This window comes from Melittangium boletus DSM 14713, assembly GCF_002305855.1.
In the GTDB taxonomy this organism is placed as follows: Bacteria; Myxococcota; Myxococcia; order Myxococcales; family Myxococcaceae; genus Cystobacter; species Cystobacter boletus.
This window is the reverse complement of sequence record NZ_CP022163.1, coordinates 1,899,329-1,914,574: the sequence shown is the minus strand read 5'-3', so window position 1 is coordinate 1,914,574 and position 15,246 is coordinate 1,899,329. Positions and strand designations below refer to the sequence as shown.

The window sequence follows — 15,246 nt, the reverse complement described above, 5'->3', positions numbered from 1 at the left end:
AGGGAGAAGCCCCTCAAAGCGGATTTTTGTTAGGCGCTCTTATCGCCAAATTGGCTAGCGACACGTCATTCTGTAGCAGGCTCCATAAGAGGTGTTAGCAGAAGCGGCGGATTGGGTCATGCGCTGCTTGGCATCCCCACTGTAGCAAGAGGCTTCTGCCCACCCAGGTATGTTGTGATCTGGATACCAGTGGTTCCTATCAAGAATGACAGCTTCTTGCAGGTGTTCACCGTGAACGCCAGGGAAGACTCCCCTGCCCTTTGTCCAGAGCCTTGCGTGAGGTTGGAGTGTGAAAGCCCACGCGAATTGCAAGACACGTGGTTCTGCGATGTGCCTGGGCAGGGAGTTGCGGCGTTCAGTGGTGGCAGTGGCAGCAACAGTGGCAACAACCACCGCCGTCACTAGGCATCTCTTCAAGCCGGTTGCCAAACCCACCAACTACCGTATCCAGCATTTGTTCGCCAATGGATGGGATTGTCTCCAAAGGAAAAGCTTGAGTTGTCTTCGGTTTCTCGTTTGGGGAGAAAAGGGACTTCAGATTATTCAGCATGGCTTATCTCCTTGGTTGGCGGGTGGTGCGAAAGTCAATTTGACGGTTGTTCTGTCTGCGCTCAAGACGCCTTGGGCGGGATTGGGCAGGCTGCGCGTGCAAGAGAAAACTTGTGAACTTTGGCTTTGGCCCTGGTGTCAGTTGGAGCACCTTGACCCTGCTCCAATGGCGATCAGTTTAGAACACTCGGTGGCTCGATTGCTCTTGATAGGTAGTGGTCGTGCTAGGCGGTATGCGGTTTAGGGCTGTTCAGTCTGCCCTTGTTCGGTGGCTCTCCCGCGCTTCGTATGATTCATCAGCGGTGGTTGGCGAGCTTCCGTCATGAACTCATCCGCAGAGGTTCGTTGATTACATAAACAAAGAGAGAACCACGTAACCGAAAACAGGCTTGGTTGTGGCACCCCGCGCGGCGGACGTTCTGATGGTGGATTATGAAGTGGTGCGGCGTATCCGCGCGCTGACGGAGGCTGGCTGGGGCTTCTGAGGATTGCTCGTGAGATGGGCGTGGTATTCAAGATGGTGCGGCGCTACGTGCGCGCGGGCTGTGCGAATCCCAATGCGCGGCGGCTCATCGGGGCCGAGCAGTAGCCCTCAGTTGATTTGTGGACGGGAGCAGCGGATGTCGGTGTGGTGGTCAAATTCACTGCTGACCCAGGATGGCGCGAATGCCAGGGCGCGCATCGTTCATCGATTCGAGTGGTGGGGCAGCGACGATGGCGGGTGCACGCGGCCCAGGTGGTCACGATGCGCTTCGAGACGAAGCCTGAGCCGCAGATGCAGGAACAGCCAGTAAACAATGAGCCCTACCGGAATCGGCTTTTAGCGCTGCAGCATGGCCTGGGCCGACTGGACGAACTGGGTGTTCGCCGCGGTCGGGTCCAGCTTGGAGGCGTGCGGCACGGTGAGGCCCTTCTGCGCCGCGGGCCGCTGCTCGATCAACCCGAGCCAGTGCTGGAGGTTGGGCAGCCCCTCCAGCGACACGCCCGCCCACGCGTGCGAGCGCACCCAGGCCCAGTTGGCGATGTCCGCGATGCTGTAGTCCCCCGCCAGGTACTCGCCGCGCCCCAACTGCGTGTCGAGCACGGTGTACAGCCGCCGCGTCTCGTTCTGGTAGCGGTCGATGGCCGGCTGGATCTTCTCCGGGAAGTAGCGGAAGAAGACGTTGGCCTGGCCCTGCATGGGTCCCACGCCGCCCATCTGGAACATCAGCCACTGCACCACCCGCGAGCGGCCCTTCTTGTCCGAGGGAAGCAGCTTCCCCGCCTTCTCCGCGAGGTAGAGCATGATGGCGCCCGACTCGAAGATGGGGAAGTCGCCTTCCTCCCGGTCCACGATGGCGGGGATGCGCCCGTTGGGGTTGATCTTCAGGAACTCCGGCTGCTTCTGGATGCCCGTGCTGATGTCGATGGGGTGCACCGTATAGGGCAGTCCCAGCTCCTCCAGCGTGACGGACACCTTGTAACCATTGGGCGTGGCCCACGTGTACAGATCGATCATCGCGGCTTCCTCCTCGAGTCAGGCTCCGAAAAGTCCCCGGAGTACATCCCGGTGGTAGTTGGTACTGCCCACGTGCGTGGAATGCCACTTGGATGACTGGCTCAACCGGTTGAGCACCGCCTCGAACTCGGCCTGGCTCACGTCGCGCAGGGACATGTACAGGCGCGCGGCCCCCTGGAGGTAGGAGACGAGTGGGTGCGCGTCCCTGCCGTCCGGCCTGCGGCGCACCTGCCGGTAGAGCCGCTCGAACGTGTCATCCGTCTCGGCCTTGCCGAGGGCCGCGCAGTAGTTGGCGGCCGTCGACTCCAGGAGCAGCAGGAAGGGCAGGTACTCCGGAGGGGGCGTCCGGCTCAGGTCCGGGGGCGCCCGGGTGCCCGTCCACAGTTGGGAGATGGGCCGGAGTGGCACCAGCACCAGGCCCTCGTTGCCCATGACCGGCACCTGCTCGCCCACGGGGACGACCTGTTGCTGCTCGTCGCGCTGGATGGGCACCCGCAGCAGCTCGGGCTGGTCCAGCTTCAATCCCGCGCGCTGCAACTTCTCCACGGCTTCACGATCCACGTCTCACTCCACTCCTGGATGAAGGTTTCACCGGCCCAGCACGGGCCAGTGGGGCGCGAGTGCCGTGCGGCTGATGCGCAGCGCCGCCGCCGTGTCCCGCGACGCGCCCGTCGTGGGAAAGCGCTCCCGCGTGCGCTCCGCCAGGACCTCGATGCAGGCGTACGCCGAGCGCGACAGCCCCTCGAGCGAATAGCCTCCCTCGAGCAGCATCACCAGGCGGCCGCCGCACACGTCCTGGGCCAGATCCTTGAAGGCCGTGCACATGGCGGCGAAACCGCGTTCGGTGAGCACCATGCCGCCAATGGGATCCTCCCGGTGGGCATCGAACCCCGCGGAGATGATCACCAGGTCCGGCCGGTAGTCTCGGGCCACCGGCAGGAACAGCTGCTCGCAGAGCGCGGCGTAGTCCGCGTCCGTGCCGCCACCGGGAATGCCACAGTTGACGGTGTAGCCCGTGCCCTCGCCCTCGCCTATCTCGTCGGGCGCGCCCGAGTGCGGGTAGTAGGGGAACTGGTGCGCCGACATGTAGAGCACGTCCGGGCGCTTCCAGAAGGCGCTCTGGGTGCCGTTGCCGTGGTGCACGTCCCAGTCGAAGATGAGCACGCGCTGGGCCCCCTGGCGGCGCGCGGCCTCCGCGGCGATGGCCGCGTTGTTGAACAGGCAGAAGCCCATGGCTTGATCCGGCTCGGCGTGGTGCCCCGGAGGCCGTCCCATCGCGAAGGCGTTGCGCGCCCGGCCCGCCAGCACTTCCTCCACCGCCTGGATGGAGCCCCCCGCCGCCAGCAGCGCCGCGTCGTAGCTGGCCGGCGACGTCACCGTGTCCTCGTCGATCTCCACGCTGCGTCCTTGGAGACTTTTCAGGTAGGCGCGCAGCCGGGGGGTATGCACGGCGGCGAGCTCCTCCTCGGTGGCTGGACGGGGGACGCGCCGCTCGGTGCCGGGGATGGGGTGTCGCTCCAGGAGCTCCAGGATGCGCTTCAAGCGCGCGGGGCACTCGGGATGCTGAGGGCCGGGGTCGTGCTGGAGGAAGAGGGGGTCGGTCAGCAGCAGCGTCTGGGTCATCGCGCGGGCTCCCACTTCTGTAGTATGGCGCGGTCAAAGTCCAGGTGCCTGCCCGCCATGCGGACAAGGTGGGGAGGGACCGCCGGTTTCTTGCCCTTCGAGGGCCAACCTTCCTACAGTCCTCCGGCTTTGCTCCGACGCGTAAAAAAGTCCGGCCTCCGCCTCACGCTCTTCCTCTCCTTCACCGCGGCCCTGGTGGCCATCATGGCCGTGCTGTACGTGGCCATGTCCTGGCGGCTCTCCTCGTATCTCGAGAACCGTCTCAAGGAGCATGGCCACGCCAAGATCCAGGAAGTCACGAACATCCTCTCCTGGTGGGACCAGGAGCAGGAGCAGGGCAAGGTCCAGAACAACGACATGCGGGCCATGCGCCTCATGGCGGGACTGATCGATGCCGACAAGGACTTCGCGTATGCCGCCATCGTCTCCAAGGACGGCATCCTGCTGGAGAGCGAGAACAACACCTGGTCCGCGAAATCCTCCGAGTGGAAGAGCCGGGTCATCCAGGCGGCGGGGGAGAGCTCCTTCGAACTGCCCAACGGGGATTGGCTCTTCTCGGGTTTGCTGCCCATGGGCGTCTGCAACAGCAACGTGCCGCAGTGTCACCTCGTCGTGGTGGTGAGCTTCGAGACGCTGCGCTCCATGCTCGGCGAGCTGCGGGTGCTGCTGCTGGCCGTGTTCGGCATCGGACTGGTGCTGGTGGTGGCGCTCGTCTCCTACGTCACGCACCGGCGCATCCTCCAGCCGTTGGAGCGCATGATGGCGGTGGCGCGCAAGATGGCCGAGGGAGACCTCACCAGCCGCGTGGCGCTGGACACCGGAGGGGAGCTGGGCGCGCTCGCCGAGGCGCTCGATGGCATCGGCCAGTCCCTGCGCAAGACGCTCGGCCAGGTGCGGGGCGTGTCCGAGGTGGTCTCCAATGTCATCGAGCAATTGTCGCGCGCGGGCACGACGGTGTCCTCGGGCGCGGCCACCATCCAGGGCCGGGTGACGGAGACGTCCTCGTCCATGGAGGAGATGCTCGCCTCCTTGCGCGGCATCGCGGAGAACGTGGAGGTGCTCTACCAGAGCGCCGAGGAGAGCAGCTCCTCCATCATGGAGATGGCGGCCACCAATGACGAGGTGGCCGAGAACGTCCAGGCCATGGCGGGCAGCGTGGAGGAGACCACGAGCGCCATCGAGGAGATGACGTTCTCGATCAAGGAAGTGGCCAAGAACATCGACGAGCTGCGCGACTCCACCGAGGAGACCAGCACGTCCATTGGCCAGATGGACAGCGCCATCGGGCAGGTGGAGGCCAACGCCAACGAGACGGCGCGCCTGTCCGAGCAGGTGTCCGAGGACGCCAAGACGGGCGTGGAGGCCCTGCGCAAGACGATGCAGGGCATGGACCGCATCAAGGAGAACAGCCGCGCGGCCGCGGGCGTCATCGACAGCCTGGGCAAGCGCATCTCGGAGATCGGCAACATCCTCAACGTCATCGACGACGTGGCCGAGCAGACCAACCTGCTCGCGCTCAACGCGGCCATCATCGCCGCGCAGTCGGGCGAGCACGGCAAGGGCTTCGCCGTGGTGGCGGATGAAATCAAGGACCTGGCCGACCGCACCGGCAAGTCCACCAAGGAGATCGCCGACCTCATCAGCGGCGTGCAGGAGGAGAGCCGCAACGCCGTGCAGGTGATGAACCAGGGCGTGCGCAACGTGGAGGAGGGCGTGCAACTGGGCCGCGAGGCCGAGGGCACCCTGCGCAAGATCAACGACAGCGCGCAGAAGTCCACGCAGATGGTGAAGGCCATCGCCCGCGCCACGGTGGAGCAGGCGCGCGGCAGCCGGCAGGTGACCCAGGCCATCCAGCGCATCTCCGAGACGGTGCTCATGATCTCCAAGGCCTCCAACGAGCAGGCCAAGGGCGGCGAGCAGATCATGAACAGCGCCGAGCGGATGAAGGCCATCACCGCCCACGTGCAGAGAAGCAGCCAGGAGCAGGCGCACGGCAGCAAGCAGATCACCCGCTCCATCGAGAACATCAACGAGATGGTCACCCACCTCAATCGCGCCCAGAAGGAGCAGACCAAGGGCAGCGAGCAGGTGCTCAAGGCGGTGGAGGCCATCCAGGGGGTGTCCGATCACCAGACCCGCTCGGTGAAGGCCCTGGAAGAGGCCATCGACAGCTTGCAGCGTCAGTCCGAGGTCCTGCGCGCGGAGAGCCGCCGCTTCAAGGTGTGAGCCTGGGGCAATCCGCCCCGCCCGGAAGGGTAGGCAGGCGGACATGCCCCGGACCAATCGGGTTGCACCTCGCCGCTCGGGGCGCGATAACCCTGGCCGCCTCTTCGGGAGTTCTCCTTCATGTTCAACATCGGCGCAGGCGAACTCATCTTCATCATGGTGGCGGCGTTGATCGTGCTCGGTCCGCAGCGGCTGCCCGAGTTCGCGCGCGCCATCGGCAAGTTCGTGCGGGAGTTCCGCCGGCAGACGGACGATGTGCGCATGACGGTGGAGCGCGAGTTCTACAAGATGGACCAGGAGTTCCAGGACGAGCCGCGTCCCCCGGTCCCCATGGGTTTTCCGTCCACGGCGTTGTCCTCGCTCCCCCCGCCCCAGCCGGTGCCCTCCCTGTCCGCCGCGCCCGCCGTGCCCGCCGTGCCCGTGGAAGCCCCCGCTTCCGAAACGCCCGCCGTCGTCGCCTCGGGGGAGCTCCCGGTGGCGAATGATCCCTCCAAGAGCGGCTAGCCCTCGAGATTCGCACCCGTGGACAACGACTTTCGCATGAGTCTGATGGAGCACCTGTCGGAGCTCCGTTCCCGCCTTCTCAAGTGCATGGGCGCGGTGTTGGTGCTCGGGGTCGTGGCGCTGGTGTTCGCCCGGCCCATCTTCGGCGTGCTCATGCGGCCGGTGCTCGATGCGCTTCCGCCGGACGGGCGCGCGCTCGTCTACACGTCGGGCATCGAGGAGATCAACGTCCTGATGAAGGTGGGCGTCTACTGCGGCATCTTCCTCACGACGCCCGTCATCCTCTGGCAGCTCTGGGGCTTCGTGTCGCCCGGGCTCTATCCGGAGGAGCGCCGCTACGCCTCGCCCTTCGTGTTCCTGGGCTCGCTGGCGTTCCTGCTCGGCGCGCTGTTCTGCTACTTCGCGGTGTTGCCCTCCATGTTCCAGTTCCTCCTCAACGAGGAGGAGAGCACGGCCACGGCGCAGCGGCTGGAGGTGGGGCGGCTGCGGGCGGATGACGCGCTGCGCTTCCTGCGCATTGGCGAGGCCGAGCGCGCGGGAAAGCTGGCCCTGGAGGCGAGCACGGGCTTGAAGGAGTCCGGTGAGGGACAAGTGCCGGAGGCCTCGCGGGCGCCCTCGGAGAAGGTGGAGCTGGAGGCGCGGCTGTCGGGGCTGGGCCTGTTGATCGACGCGGCGGCGGTGGGCTTCTCCTCGCCGCCCGCGCGTCTGGCGCTGCGGCAGTCGGTGGAGAAGCGCGCGGAGGCGGTGGAGGCGTTCGCGAAGGAGGACTTCGGCGTCTCGGCGCGGGCCATGGACGAGGCGGCGAGTCTGCTGGCCGGAGCGGCGCCCACGCGCGCCGAGGAGCTGGCGGGCCTGTGGCGGCTGGAGAAGGAGCTGGCGCTGGGCAAGGCGCGCTACGTGGCGCAGGCCTGGACGCGGCCCATGCTCACCATGGACGAGCAGCTGTCGCTGGTGCTGCTGCTCATCCTGTCCTTCGGCATCATCTTCGAGCTGCCGCTGGTGATGGCGCTGCTGGGGCTCGTGGGCATCGTGAAGGCCAGCTTCCTGATGAAGTACCAGCGGCACGCGTTCGTGGTGTGCCTCATCGCCGCGGCCGTCCTCACGCCCACGGGGGACGTGGTGAACCTGTCGCTCATGGCCGGGCCCATGCTGCTCTGCTACGAGATGGGCGTGCTGGCGGTGTGGATCATCGAGCGCAACCGCAAGCAGGACCCGAACGTCGGCATCACCCCCACGGGCGTCTGAGCCGGCCGCGTGGGTGGCCGCCTCGGCATCCGGTGGCCGAGGCCTCGGAGGGCATGGTAGGCAGGGGCCGATGCTGAACGCGCGTCGCCGCCTGGTGATGAACCTGCGCTACCTCCGGGCGCTGCTCAAGCGCTTCCGCCCCACCATGCTCATGGCGGTGCTGCTCTTCGGGCTCATGCCGCTGCTCTACCAGTGGCGGCACGTGACGCCGGAGGGCAACCGGGTGTCCCTGGGCAAGGCGCTGCGCCACGTCTACTTCCTGCTCTACGGGCAGCCGTACCTGGACGTGGATGACAGCCTGTTGATGTTCGTCGACATGGTCATTCCCCCCGTGGGCATCGCGGTGCTGGTGGATGGCGTGGTGCGCTTCGCCTACCTCTTCTTCGCGAGGCACCGGCAGGACAAGGAGTGGTTCGAGGTGATCGCCGAGACGTTGACCGGACACGTGGTGGTGTGTGGGGCGGGACGCGTGGGCTACCGCGTGGTGTCCCAGCTCCGGGCGTTGGGCAAGGACGTGGTGGTGGTGGAGAAGCGCGAGGAGGCGGCGTTCGTGGCGGTGCTGCGCGACGAGCAGGTGCCGTTGCTCATCGACGACATCCGCAGCCACCAGTGCCTGCCGCGCACCAATGTGATGAAGGCGGCCGCCATCGTCTGTGCCACGGACGATGACCTGGCCAACCTCAACATCGCCCTGGACGCGCGCAAGATGAACCCGGACATCCGCGTGGTCATCCGGCTCTTCGATGACGACCTGGTGGCCAAGGTGCGTGACACCTTCAAGGCCGAGGCCCTGAGCAGCTCGTCGCTGGCGGCGCCCGCCATGGCGCTGGCGGCGTTGGATCCGCGCATCGTCCACTCGTTCCGGATCGGCACCCACCTGATGGTGGTGTCCGTCTTCGAGGCGCGCCAGGGTCTGCCAGGCATGAGCATCTCCGAGGTGCGCGACCGCTTCGGTGGGCTGACGCTGTCCATGCGCCGCCGGGGGGAGCGGGCCGAGCGGCTGCATCCCTCCGGAGAGACCCGCATCGAGGCGGGTGACGCGCTGACCGTCCAGGCCGAGTACGGGGACTACCGCAAGCTCCGGGCCTTCACCCAGGAGGCGGAGGCACCCGTCTTCGCCACGCGCACCGAGGGCCTGACCTGAGTCCTACCGCGTGACCTCCAGGATGTCGGCGAGCACGCCCGCGGCGGTGACGGCACCGCCCGCGCCCGTCCCCTGCACGAGCAGGGGCCACTCCGCGTGACGCTCGGTGGTGAAGGCCACGAACGCCTCCGTGCCGCGCAGGCGCGCCGCTGGATGTTCCCGGGGCACGGCGAGGGGACCCACCCGCAGCACCGCGCGCTGTCCCCGTTCCCGGGGCGGCTCGATGCGCGCCAGATAGCGCAGCACCCGGTGCTCGGCGCGCACGCCCGCGAGCCGCGAGGCGAAGGTCCCATCCAGGGACTCCAGCGAGCGCAGGAAACGCTCCACGTCCTCCTCCTCGAGCAGCTCCCGGGGCACGAAGGACTCCACCTCGACGTCCTCCTGGGACACCTCCAGCCCCAGCTCCCGGGCGAGGATGAGCGCCTTGCGCGCCACGTCCAGGCCCAACAAGTCCTCGCGTGGATGGGGCTCGGTGTAGCCGCGCTCCCGGGCGAGCCGCACGGCCCGCGACAGGGGGACTCCCTCGGTGAGCTGTTCGCACAGGAAGCCCAGCGTGCCGGACAGACAGCCCTCGATGCGGCGCACCCGGTCTCCCGTGCGCACCAGGTCCGCGAGCGTGCGGAGCACGGGCAGGCTCGCGCCCACGGTGGTCTCGTAGTGCCAGGCCCTCCGGTGGGCGCGCGCCATGCCGAGCAGCCGCTGCCGCTCCTCCCAGGGCAGCGTCAGGGGCTTCTTGTTCGCGGTGACGACGTGGATGCCTCGCTGGAAGGCCTCCGCGTAGAGCGGGCCCATGCCGTCGGCCGCGGTGCAGTCCACGAGCACGGGATTGGGGAGTCGGCGCAGCCGCTCCAACGTGCCCAGCAGGGGTCCTGTCCCCGCGTCCTCGCGGTGGGTCTCGTCGAGCCGTTCGCGCCACCGCTCCAGGGGGACTCCCGCTGGATCGAACAGCAGGTGCCGGGTGTCGGCGATGCCGGCCACCCGCAGGGTCGGCCCCCGCTCCCGGGCGAGCCTGGGCGCCTGCTCCCGCAGTTGCTCCAGCAGGTGTCCGCCGACGGTGCCCCGCCCGAGCAGCAGCAGGTTCACCTCCGGGGCCGCCTCTCCGGTTTCGAGCCGGGGCTTCGCCGCCTCGGGGCCTGGGGGCAGGGCGAGCGCGCGCCGCAACAGCGCGTCGAGCTGCGTCCACTCGATGAGGAAACCATCGTGCCCGTGGGGGCTGGAGAGCTCGGCGTACTCCGCGTGCCGTCCGTCCGCGCGCAGGCGCTCGGCCAGGCGCTTCATGTGCTCGGGGTAGAAGAGCTGATCCTCCGCGATGCCCACGCACAAGGCGCTGGCCCGGATGCGCGCGACGCCCCATCCGTCCTGGACTCCCCGCGTGGGAGCGCGCTCCAGGTCGTGGTGATCCATGGCCCCCAGCAGGGCCAGGTAGGCGCGCGCATCGAAGCGCGCGCGCAGCTTCGCGCCCTGGTACTCCAGGTAGCTCTGGAGGGGGTAGAGCGCGCGGGAGGACCAATCGGGAGGCCGGCCGTGACGCGCCTCCAGCCCGGCCTCCGCGCGGTACGTGAGGGTGGCGAGTTGCCGCGCCAGCTCCAAGCCTCGCGCGGGTGCCTCGGGATAATCCGGGTCGAGCAACACCGCCTGCCGCGCCACGTGGTTCCATCCGATGAGCCACGCGCTCGACGCTTGCGTGGTCGCGATGGGAGCGATGCGCTCGAAACGCTCGGGGGCGAGCACCGCGAGGCACAGGACGATCATCCCCCCCACGGAGCCTCCCGTGACGAGCGAGACGCGCTCGATGCCCAGCGCATCCAGGGCCTGGAGGATGGCGCGGGCCTGGTCCCACGGGGTGAGGGTCGCGGGCAGTGGCGCCTCGTCGATCCGCAAGTCCCCCTTGGGCAGGGGGGCGGGCGGTCCGAAGCGCCGATCCTCCACGCGCCGGGGAAAGCCCTCGTCCGCCGGGCCGGAGCTGCCGTAACACGAGCCCAGGTTGTTGAAACACAGCAGCCGCGCGCTTCCGGGGTCGAGCGCACGGCCCGGTCCGATGACGGGCTCCCACCAGCCCCCCGGCCCGCCGGCGCGCATGTCACCGGTGAGGGCGTGGATGAGCAGCACGGTGGGAACGGAGTCCTCGGGCGGCAGGGCGTCCCGGGGGGAGGCGAACTCCCGCGATTCGTCCCGGGTCCGGCGCACGACGCGCGGAGCCTGGGCGTGCACGCTCTCCTCGGAGAGGAGGAGGGCGCGCGATTGGAGCCAGGGGAGATCTCCCTCGGGCCCCCACCACCAGCCCCTCGCCACATGGGACTGGACCTGGGCGCCCGCCTCGAGGGGCAGGTCGGGCAGGGGAATATCGAAGACACGGGGGGCGGACATGGGAGCGCTCCTGGGTCGAGAGGTCAGCTCAGGCCGCCGACAGCGCCTGCTCCAGGTCCGCCACGATGTCGTCGATGTGCTCCAGGCCCACGGACAGCCGCACGAGTCCGTCCGTCACGCCCGTGCTCAACCGCTCCTCGGGCGTGAGCTGCTGATGCGTGGTGCTCGCCGGGTGGATGATGAGCGAGCGCGTGTCCCCGATGTTGGCGAGCAGGCTCCAGAGCTTCACGCCGTCGATGAGCCGGCGTCCCGCGTCCACGCCGCCCTTCACTCCGAACGCCACCAGGCCACCGGAGCCGTTGCGCAGGTACTTCTTGGCGAGCGGGAAGGCGGGGTCCTCCTCCAGGCCCGGGTAGCGCACCCACTCCACCTTGGGGTGCTGGCGCAGCCACCGGGCCACGGCCAGCGCGTTCTGCGAGTGGCGCTCCACGCGCAGCTTCAGCGTCTCCAGGCCGAGGATGAAGGCGTGGGCGTTGAAGGGGCTGATCGAGGGGCCGAGATCCCTCAGTCCCTCCAGCCGCGCCTTGGCGATGTACGCCGCCGCGCCGAGCGCGTCGTGCAGGCGCAGGCCGTGGTAGCCGGGGTTGGGATCGGTGAACTCGGGGAAGCGGCCATTGTTCCAGGGGAATGTGCCCCCATCCACGATGACGCCGCCCAGGGAGGTGCCATGGCCGCCGATGTACTTCGTCGCGCTGTGCACCACGATGTTCGCCCCGTGGCGCAGCGGATTGAAGAGGGCTGGGGACAGGGCCGTGTTGTCCACGATGAGGGGGATGCCCGCGTCGCGCGCGACGGCGCCCAACGCCTCGAAGTCCGGGATGTCCAGGCGCGGGTTGCCCACGGCCTCGATGTAGAGCGCCTTCGTCTTGGGCCCGATGGCCGCGCGCACCGCGTCCGGGTTGTTCGCGTCCACGAAGCGCGCCTGGATGCCCAGCCTCGGCAGCGTCACCTTGAAGAGGTTGTACGTGCCGCCGTAGAGGCTCGTGCCCGAGACGAACTCGTCACCGGCCTTGAGGATGTTGAGCAGCGCGAGCGTTTCCGCGGCCTGGCCCGACGCCACCGCCAGCGCGCCCACGCCGCCCTCGAGCGCCGCGATGCGCTTCTCGAAGACGTCCGTGGTGGGGTTGGTGAGGCGGGTGTAGATGTTGCCCGGCTCCTTGAGCGCGAACAGGTCCGCGGCGTGCTGGGCGTTGCGGAAGCGGTAGCTCGTCGTCTGGTAGATGGGCACGGCGCGCGAGCCCGTGGTGGGCTCGGGCTCGTAGCCCGCGTGCAGGGACAGGGTCTCGAAATGCTGCGGCTTCGTCGGTTGGGTGCTCATGGGTGCTCCTCGGGTGGGGAAATCGCCACGAGGACACCGGCAGCCCTGAAACGACCGAGCCCACCGACCCCTCGTGGGGATGGTGGGCTCCGCTGTCGCGCCACGGGTTGACGAATGCGGTCAACCGGTGGCGGGCGGGCGCCCACCACTCGGCATCAACATTCGACAGGCCAGGGTCACGGAGGTCATTGCGGGTGACACCATGAACCCCCTCCGCCATGTTGTCAAGATGTCCGCTGAAACGGACAATTATGAACCGTGGACAGGCGGGCAGCCGAGTGCTGGCTTGACAAGTTGGGGAGCAGAGGCTGGCACGTGACAACTTCGCTCCCAGTCCGGGCGGGCGACGAAATCTTGCCGCCGCGCTTCACATTGGACACCCACGCGGGCGGATGGGGGCCATTGCCGTCGGTTGCGGGCCTCCGCGCGGGAGCGGAAGTTTTCAATCCATCAGGAGCGGCGAGCGTCCAAAACAGACCCCGTGGACTAAGAGGGAAGCCAGGGACAAGATGCGTGGGTGAGCACCCCCGTTCCTCCTCTTGGCAAGTTGACCGCGTCGGGCCGTTTCGCCGCGGTCAAGTCCCTCTGGCTGGTGCCCCCCCGGGTCATCCTGCAGCGCCGGGCCTCCCGCACGCTGCTCATGCACGCGATCCGCGCCACGGCGCGCGTGGTGCTGCTGCTGGCCGCGGATGTGGCGGCCTTCATCCTGGCACGTGCCGCCGTGAACGCGATGCAGACCAGCCACCGCTTGGAGCCGTTCGACGCGGCCACGCGCTGGGCCGTGCCTCCCCTGGGCTCCGCGGGCGGATGGCAGATGGGGGCCGCGCTCGTGGTGGGCCTCACCGTGGCGGGGGCGTACCACTCGGGAGACGCGTGGCGCTCGACCCGGAAGATCCTCAGCGGCGTGTTGCTCGCGGTGGGGCTCGTGCTCTGGCGCGACCTGTGGCTGCGCGGCCTCGCTCCGGTGGTGGTGCACTACCTCACGGCGGTGGTGGGCCTGGGCACCACGATGCTGCTGGCGCGTGGGGCGCTCGATCGGCTCATCGCCCGGCTCATCCGCATTCCGCTCTTCCACTCTCCCGCCGAGCGCGTGGTGCTGGTGGGAGATCCGGACGCGCTCGATTGCCGCCGGGTTCACGAGCGGCTGGCGCACTTCGGCGTGCTGGACATGATGGGGTGGATCTCCCTGAACACCGACGGGCCGGACGCGCGTCCGGGCGTGCTGGGCACCGTGGACGACCTGTGGAACGTGCTGCAGCACAACGCCGTGGACACGGTGGTGCTCTGCGGCACCGTGGACGACGCGCAGCTCAAGCTGATGCTGGAGGCGGTGGACTCCGCCGGCGTGCGGCTGCTGGCCGTGTCCCGCTATGACCGGCTCGGCTGGGTGCGCCCCTCGCCCATTTCCTACCGCTCCCAGTCCTTCATGGAGCTGACGCTGCCGTCCCTGCGCGCGCAGCAGTTGTGGGTGAAGCGGGCGGTGGACCTTCTGGGCGCGGGGCTCGGACTGTTGTTCATCTCCCCGCTGCTCGCGCTCATCGCGGTGGCCATCAAGCTCGACTCGCGCGGGCCCGTCTTCTTCGCCCAGGAGCGGGTGGGGCGCGGGGGCCGGACCTTCCGCATGATGAAGTTCCGCACCATGCGCGTGGGCGCGGACGCGGAGAAGGCCAAGCTCGCGCACCTCAACACGAGCGGGGACGCGCGCCTGTTCAAGATTCCCAATGATCCGCGCGTCACCCGCGTGGGGGCCTTCCTGCGCAAGTGGAGCCTGGACGAGCTGCCCCAGCTCTTCAACGTGCTGCGCGGGGACATGTCCGTGGTGGGGCCCCGGCCCTTCTTCGAGTCGGACCTGGCCACCTACCGCGACCACCACTTCGGCCGGCTGGGCGCCCGTCCGGGCATCACCGGCCTGTGGCAGGTCAGCGGCCGCAGCTCCATCACCGACTTCGAGGAGGTGGTGCGGCTCGACTGCGAGTACATCCACCGCTGGTCGCTCTGGCTGGACCTGGAGATCCTCGTCAAGACGTTGCCAGCGGTGGTGCGGCGCACCGGCGCCTACTGAGCGGCCGCCACGTCCAGCGCCAGTTCGATCATCTCGTCGAACGTGGTCTGGCGCTCCGAGGCGCTCAGGGCTTCGTGGGTGATGAGGTGGTCGGACACGGTCAACAACGCGAGCGAGCGCGCGCCGAACTCGGCCGTGACCCCGTAGAGGCCCGCCACCTCCATCTCCACGGCGAGCATGCCCATGCGGGCGTACACCTCGTTCTTCTCCTTCTCTCCGGGCGGTGAGTAGAAGAGATCCGAGGTGAAGACGGAGCCCACGCGCACGGGGCGCTGGCGCTTCTCGGCGGCCTCCACCGCCTGGCGCGCCAGGGCGAAGTCCGCCACGGCGGGGAAGTCGTGGCCGCCCAGGCGCAGGCGGTTGACCTGGGAGTCGGTGCCCGCGGCCGTGGCCACGATGATGTCGCGCACCTTCACGTCCGGACGGATGGCGCCGCAGCTGCCCACGCGGATGATGACGCGCACGCCATACTCGCGGATGAGCTCCGTGGCGTAGATGGAGAGCGAGGGGATGCCCATGCCGTGTCCCATGACGGACACTGGGCGGCCCTTGTGGGTGCCCGTGTAGCCGAGCATGTTGCGCACGGAGGTGACCTCGCGCGCGTCCTGGAGGAACCGCTGGGAGATGTGGCGGGCGCGCAGCGGATCGCCGGGCATGATCACCACGTCGGCGAAGTCTCCCCGCGCGGCGGAGATATGAGGAGTAGGCAT

Annotated in this window: 11 protein-coding genes; 5 read left to right on the top strand and 6 right to left on the bottom strand. The window is 68.4% G+C overall.

Annotated elements, in window-relative coordinates:
• Positions 1-1,369: 1,369 nt before the first annotated feature.
• From MEBOL_RS08040 to MEBOL_RS08030, 3 genes are read right to left on the bottom strand one after another with little or no spacing between them, the layout of a single operon-like run.
• Positions 1,370-2,047 (bottom strand): glutathione S-transferase family protein, encoded by a 678-nt coding sequence (locus MEBOL_RS08040; protein ID WP_095976861.1) that lies wholly within the window; start codon positions 2,045-2,047, stop codon positions 1,370-1,372.
• A gap of 18 nt (positions 2,048-2,065) precedes the next feature.
• Entirely contained in the window at positions 2,066-2,608 is a 543-nt protein-coding gene (locus MEBOL_RS08035) for a hypothetical protein (protein WP_095976860.1), read from the bottom strand.
• A 27-nt stretch (positions 2,609-2,635) separates the two neighbouring features.
• Complete coding sequence (locus MEBOL_RS08030; RefSeq protein ID WP_095976859.1) at positions 2,636-3,670, bottom strand: histone deacetylase family protein; 1,035 nt, start codon at positions 3,668-3,670, stop codon at positions 2,636-2,638.
• Between the two features lie 204 nt (positions 3,671-3,874).
• On the opposite strand from MEBOL_RS08030, the gene MEBOL_RS08025 reads away from it, so the two are divergent.
• From MEBOL_RS08025 to MEBOL_RS08010, 4 genes are all read left to right on the top strand, one after another.
• Positions 3,875-5,896 (top strand): methyl-accepting chemotaxis protein, encoded by a 2,022-nt coding sequence (locus MEBOL_RS08025; RefSeq protein ID WP_095982650.1) that lies wholly within the window; start codon positions 3,875-3,877, stop codon positions 5,894-5,896.
• 120 nt (positions 5,897-6,016) lie between these two features.
• Positions 6,017-6,400 carry a Sec-independent protein translocase protein TatB gene (tatB, locus tag MEBOL_RS42105; protein ID WP_179956397.1) on the top strand — a complete coding sequence of 128 codons (384 nt, stop codon included), beginning with the start codon at positions 6,017-6,019 and terminating at the stop codon, positions 6,398-6,400.
• 36 nt (positions 6,401-6,436) lie between these two features.
• Complete coding sequence (tatC, locus tag MEBOL_RS08015; protein WP_095982649.1) at positions 6,437-7,645, top strand: twin-arginine translocase subunit TatC; 1,209 nt, start codon at positions 6,437-6,439, stop codon at positions 7,643-7,645.
• A gap of 70 nt (positions 7,646-7,715) precedes the next feature.
• Positions 7,716-8,789, top strand: coding sequence for a potassium channel family protein (locus MEBOL_RS08010; RefSeq protein WP_095976858.1), 1,074 nt, complete (start codon positions 7,716-7,718; stop codon positions 8,787-8,789).
• Between the two features lie 3 nt (positions 8,790-8,792).
• On the opposite strand, the gene MEBOL_RS08005 is transcribed toward MEBOL_RS08010, so the two are convergent.
• A complete protein-coding gene (locus MEBOL_RS08005; protein ID WP_095976857.1) occupies positions 8,793-11,156 on the bottom strand; it encodes an alpha/beta fold hydrolase in 2,364 nt (787 codons plus the stop codon).
• Between the two features lie 28 nt (positions 11,157-11,184).
• Positions 11,185-12,474 (bottom strand): O-acetylhomoserine aminocarboxypropyltransferase/cysteine synthase family protein, encoded by a 1,290-nt coding sequence (locus MEBOL_RS08000; protein ID WP_095976856.1) that lies wholly within the window; start codon positions 12,472-12,474, stop codon positions 11,185-11,187.
• A 517-nt stretch (positions 12,475-12,991) separates the two neighbouring features.
• Between MEBOL_RS08000 and MEBOL_RS42630 the strand changes: the two genes are divergently transcribed.
• Complete coding sequence (locus tag MEBOL_RS42630) at positions 12,992-14,536, top strand: sugar transferase (RefSeq protein WP_157774812.1); 1,545 nt, start codon at positions 12,992-12,994, stop codon at positions 14,534-14,536.
• Here the strand turns inward: MEBOL_RS42630 and deoD are convergent.
• Positions 14,530-15,246, bottom strand: a complete 717-nt coding sequence (deoD, locus tag MEBOL_RS07990; protein WP_095976854.1) for a purine-nucleoside phosphorylase — start codon at positions 15,244-15,246, stop codon at positions 14,530-14,532. The two genes, MEBOL_RS42630 and deoD, sit on opposite strands and share 7 nt — an antisense overlap.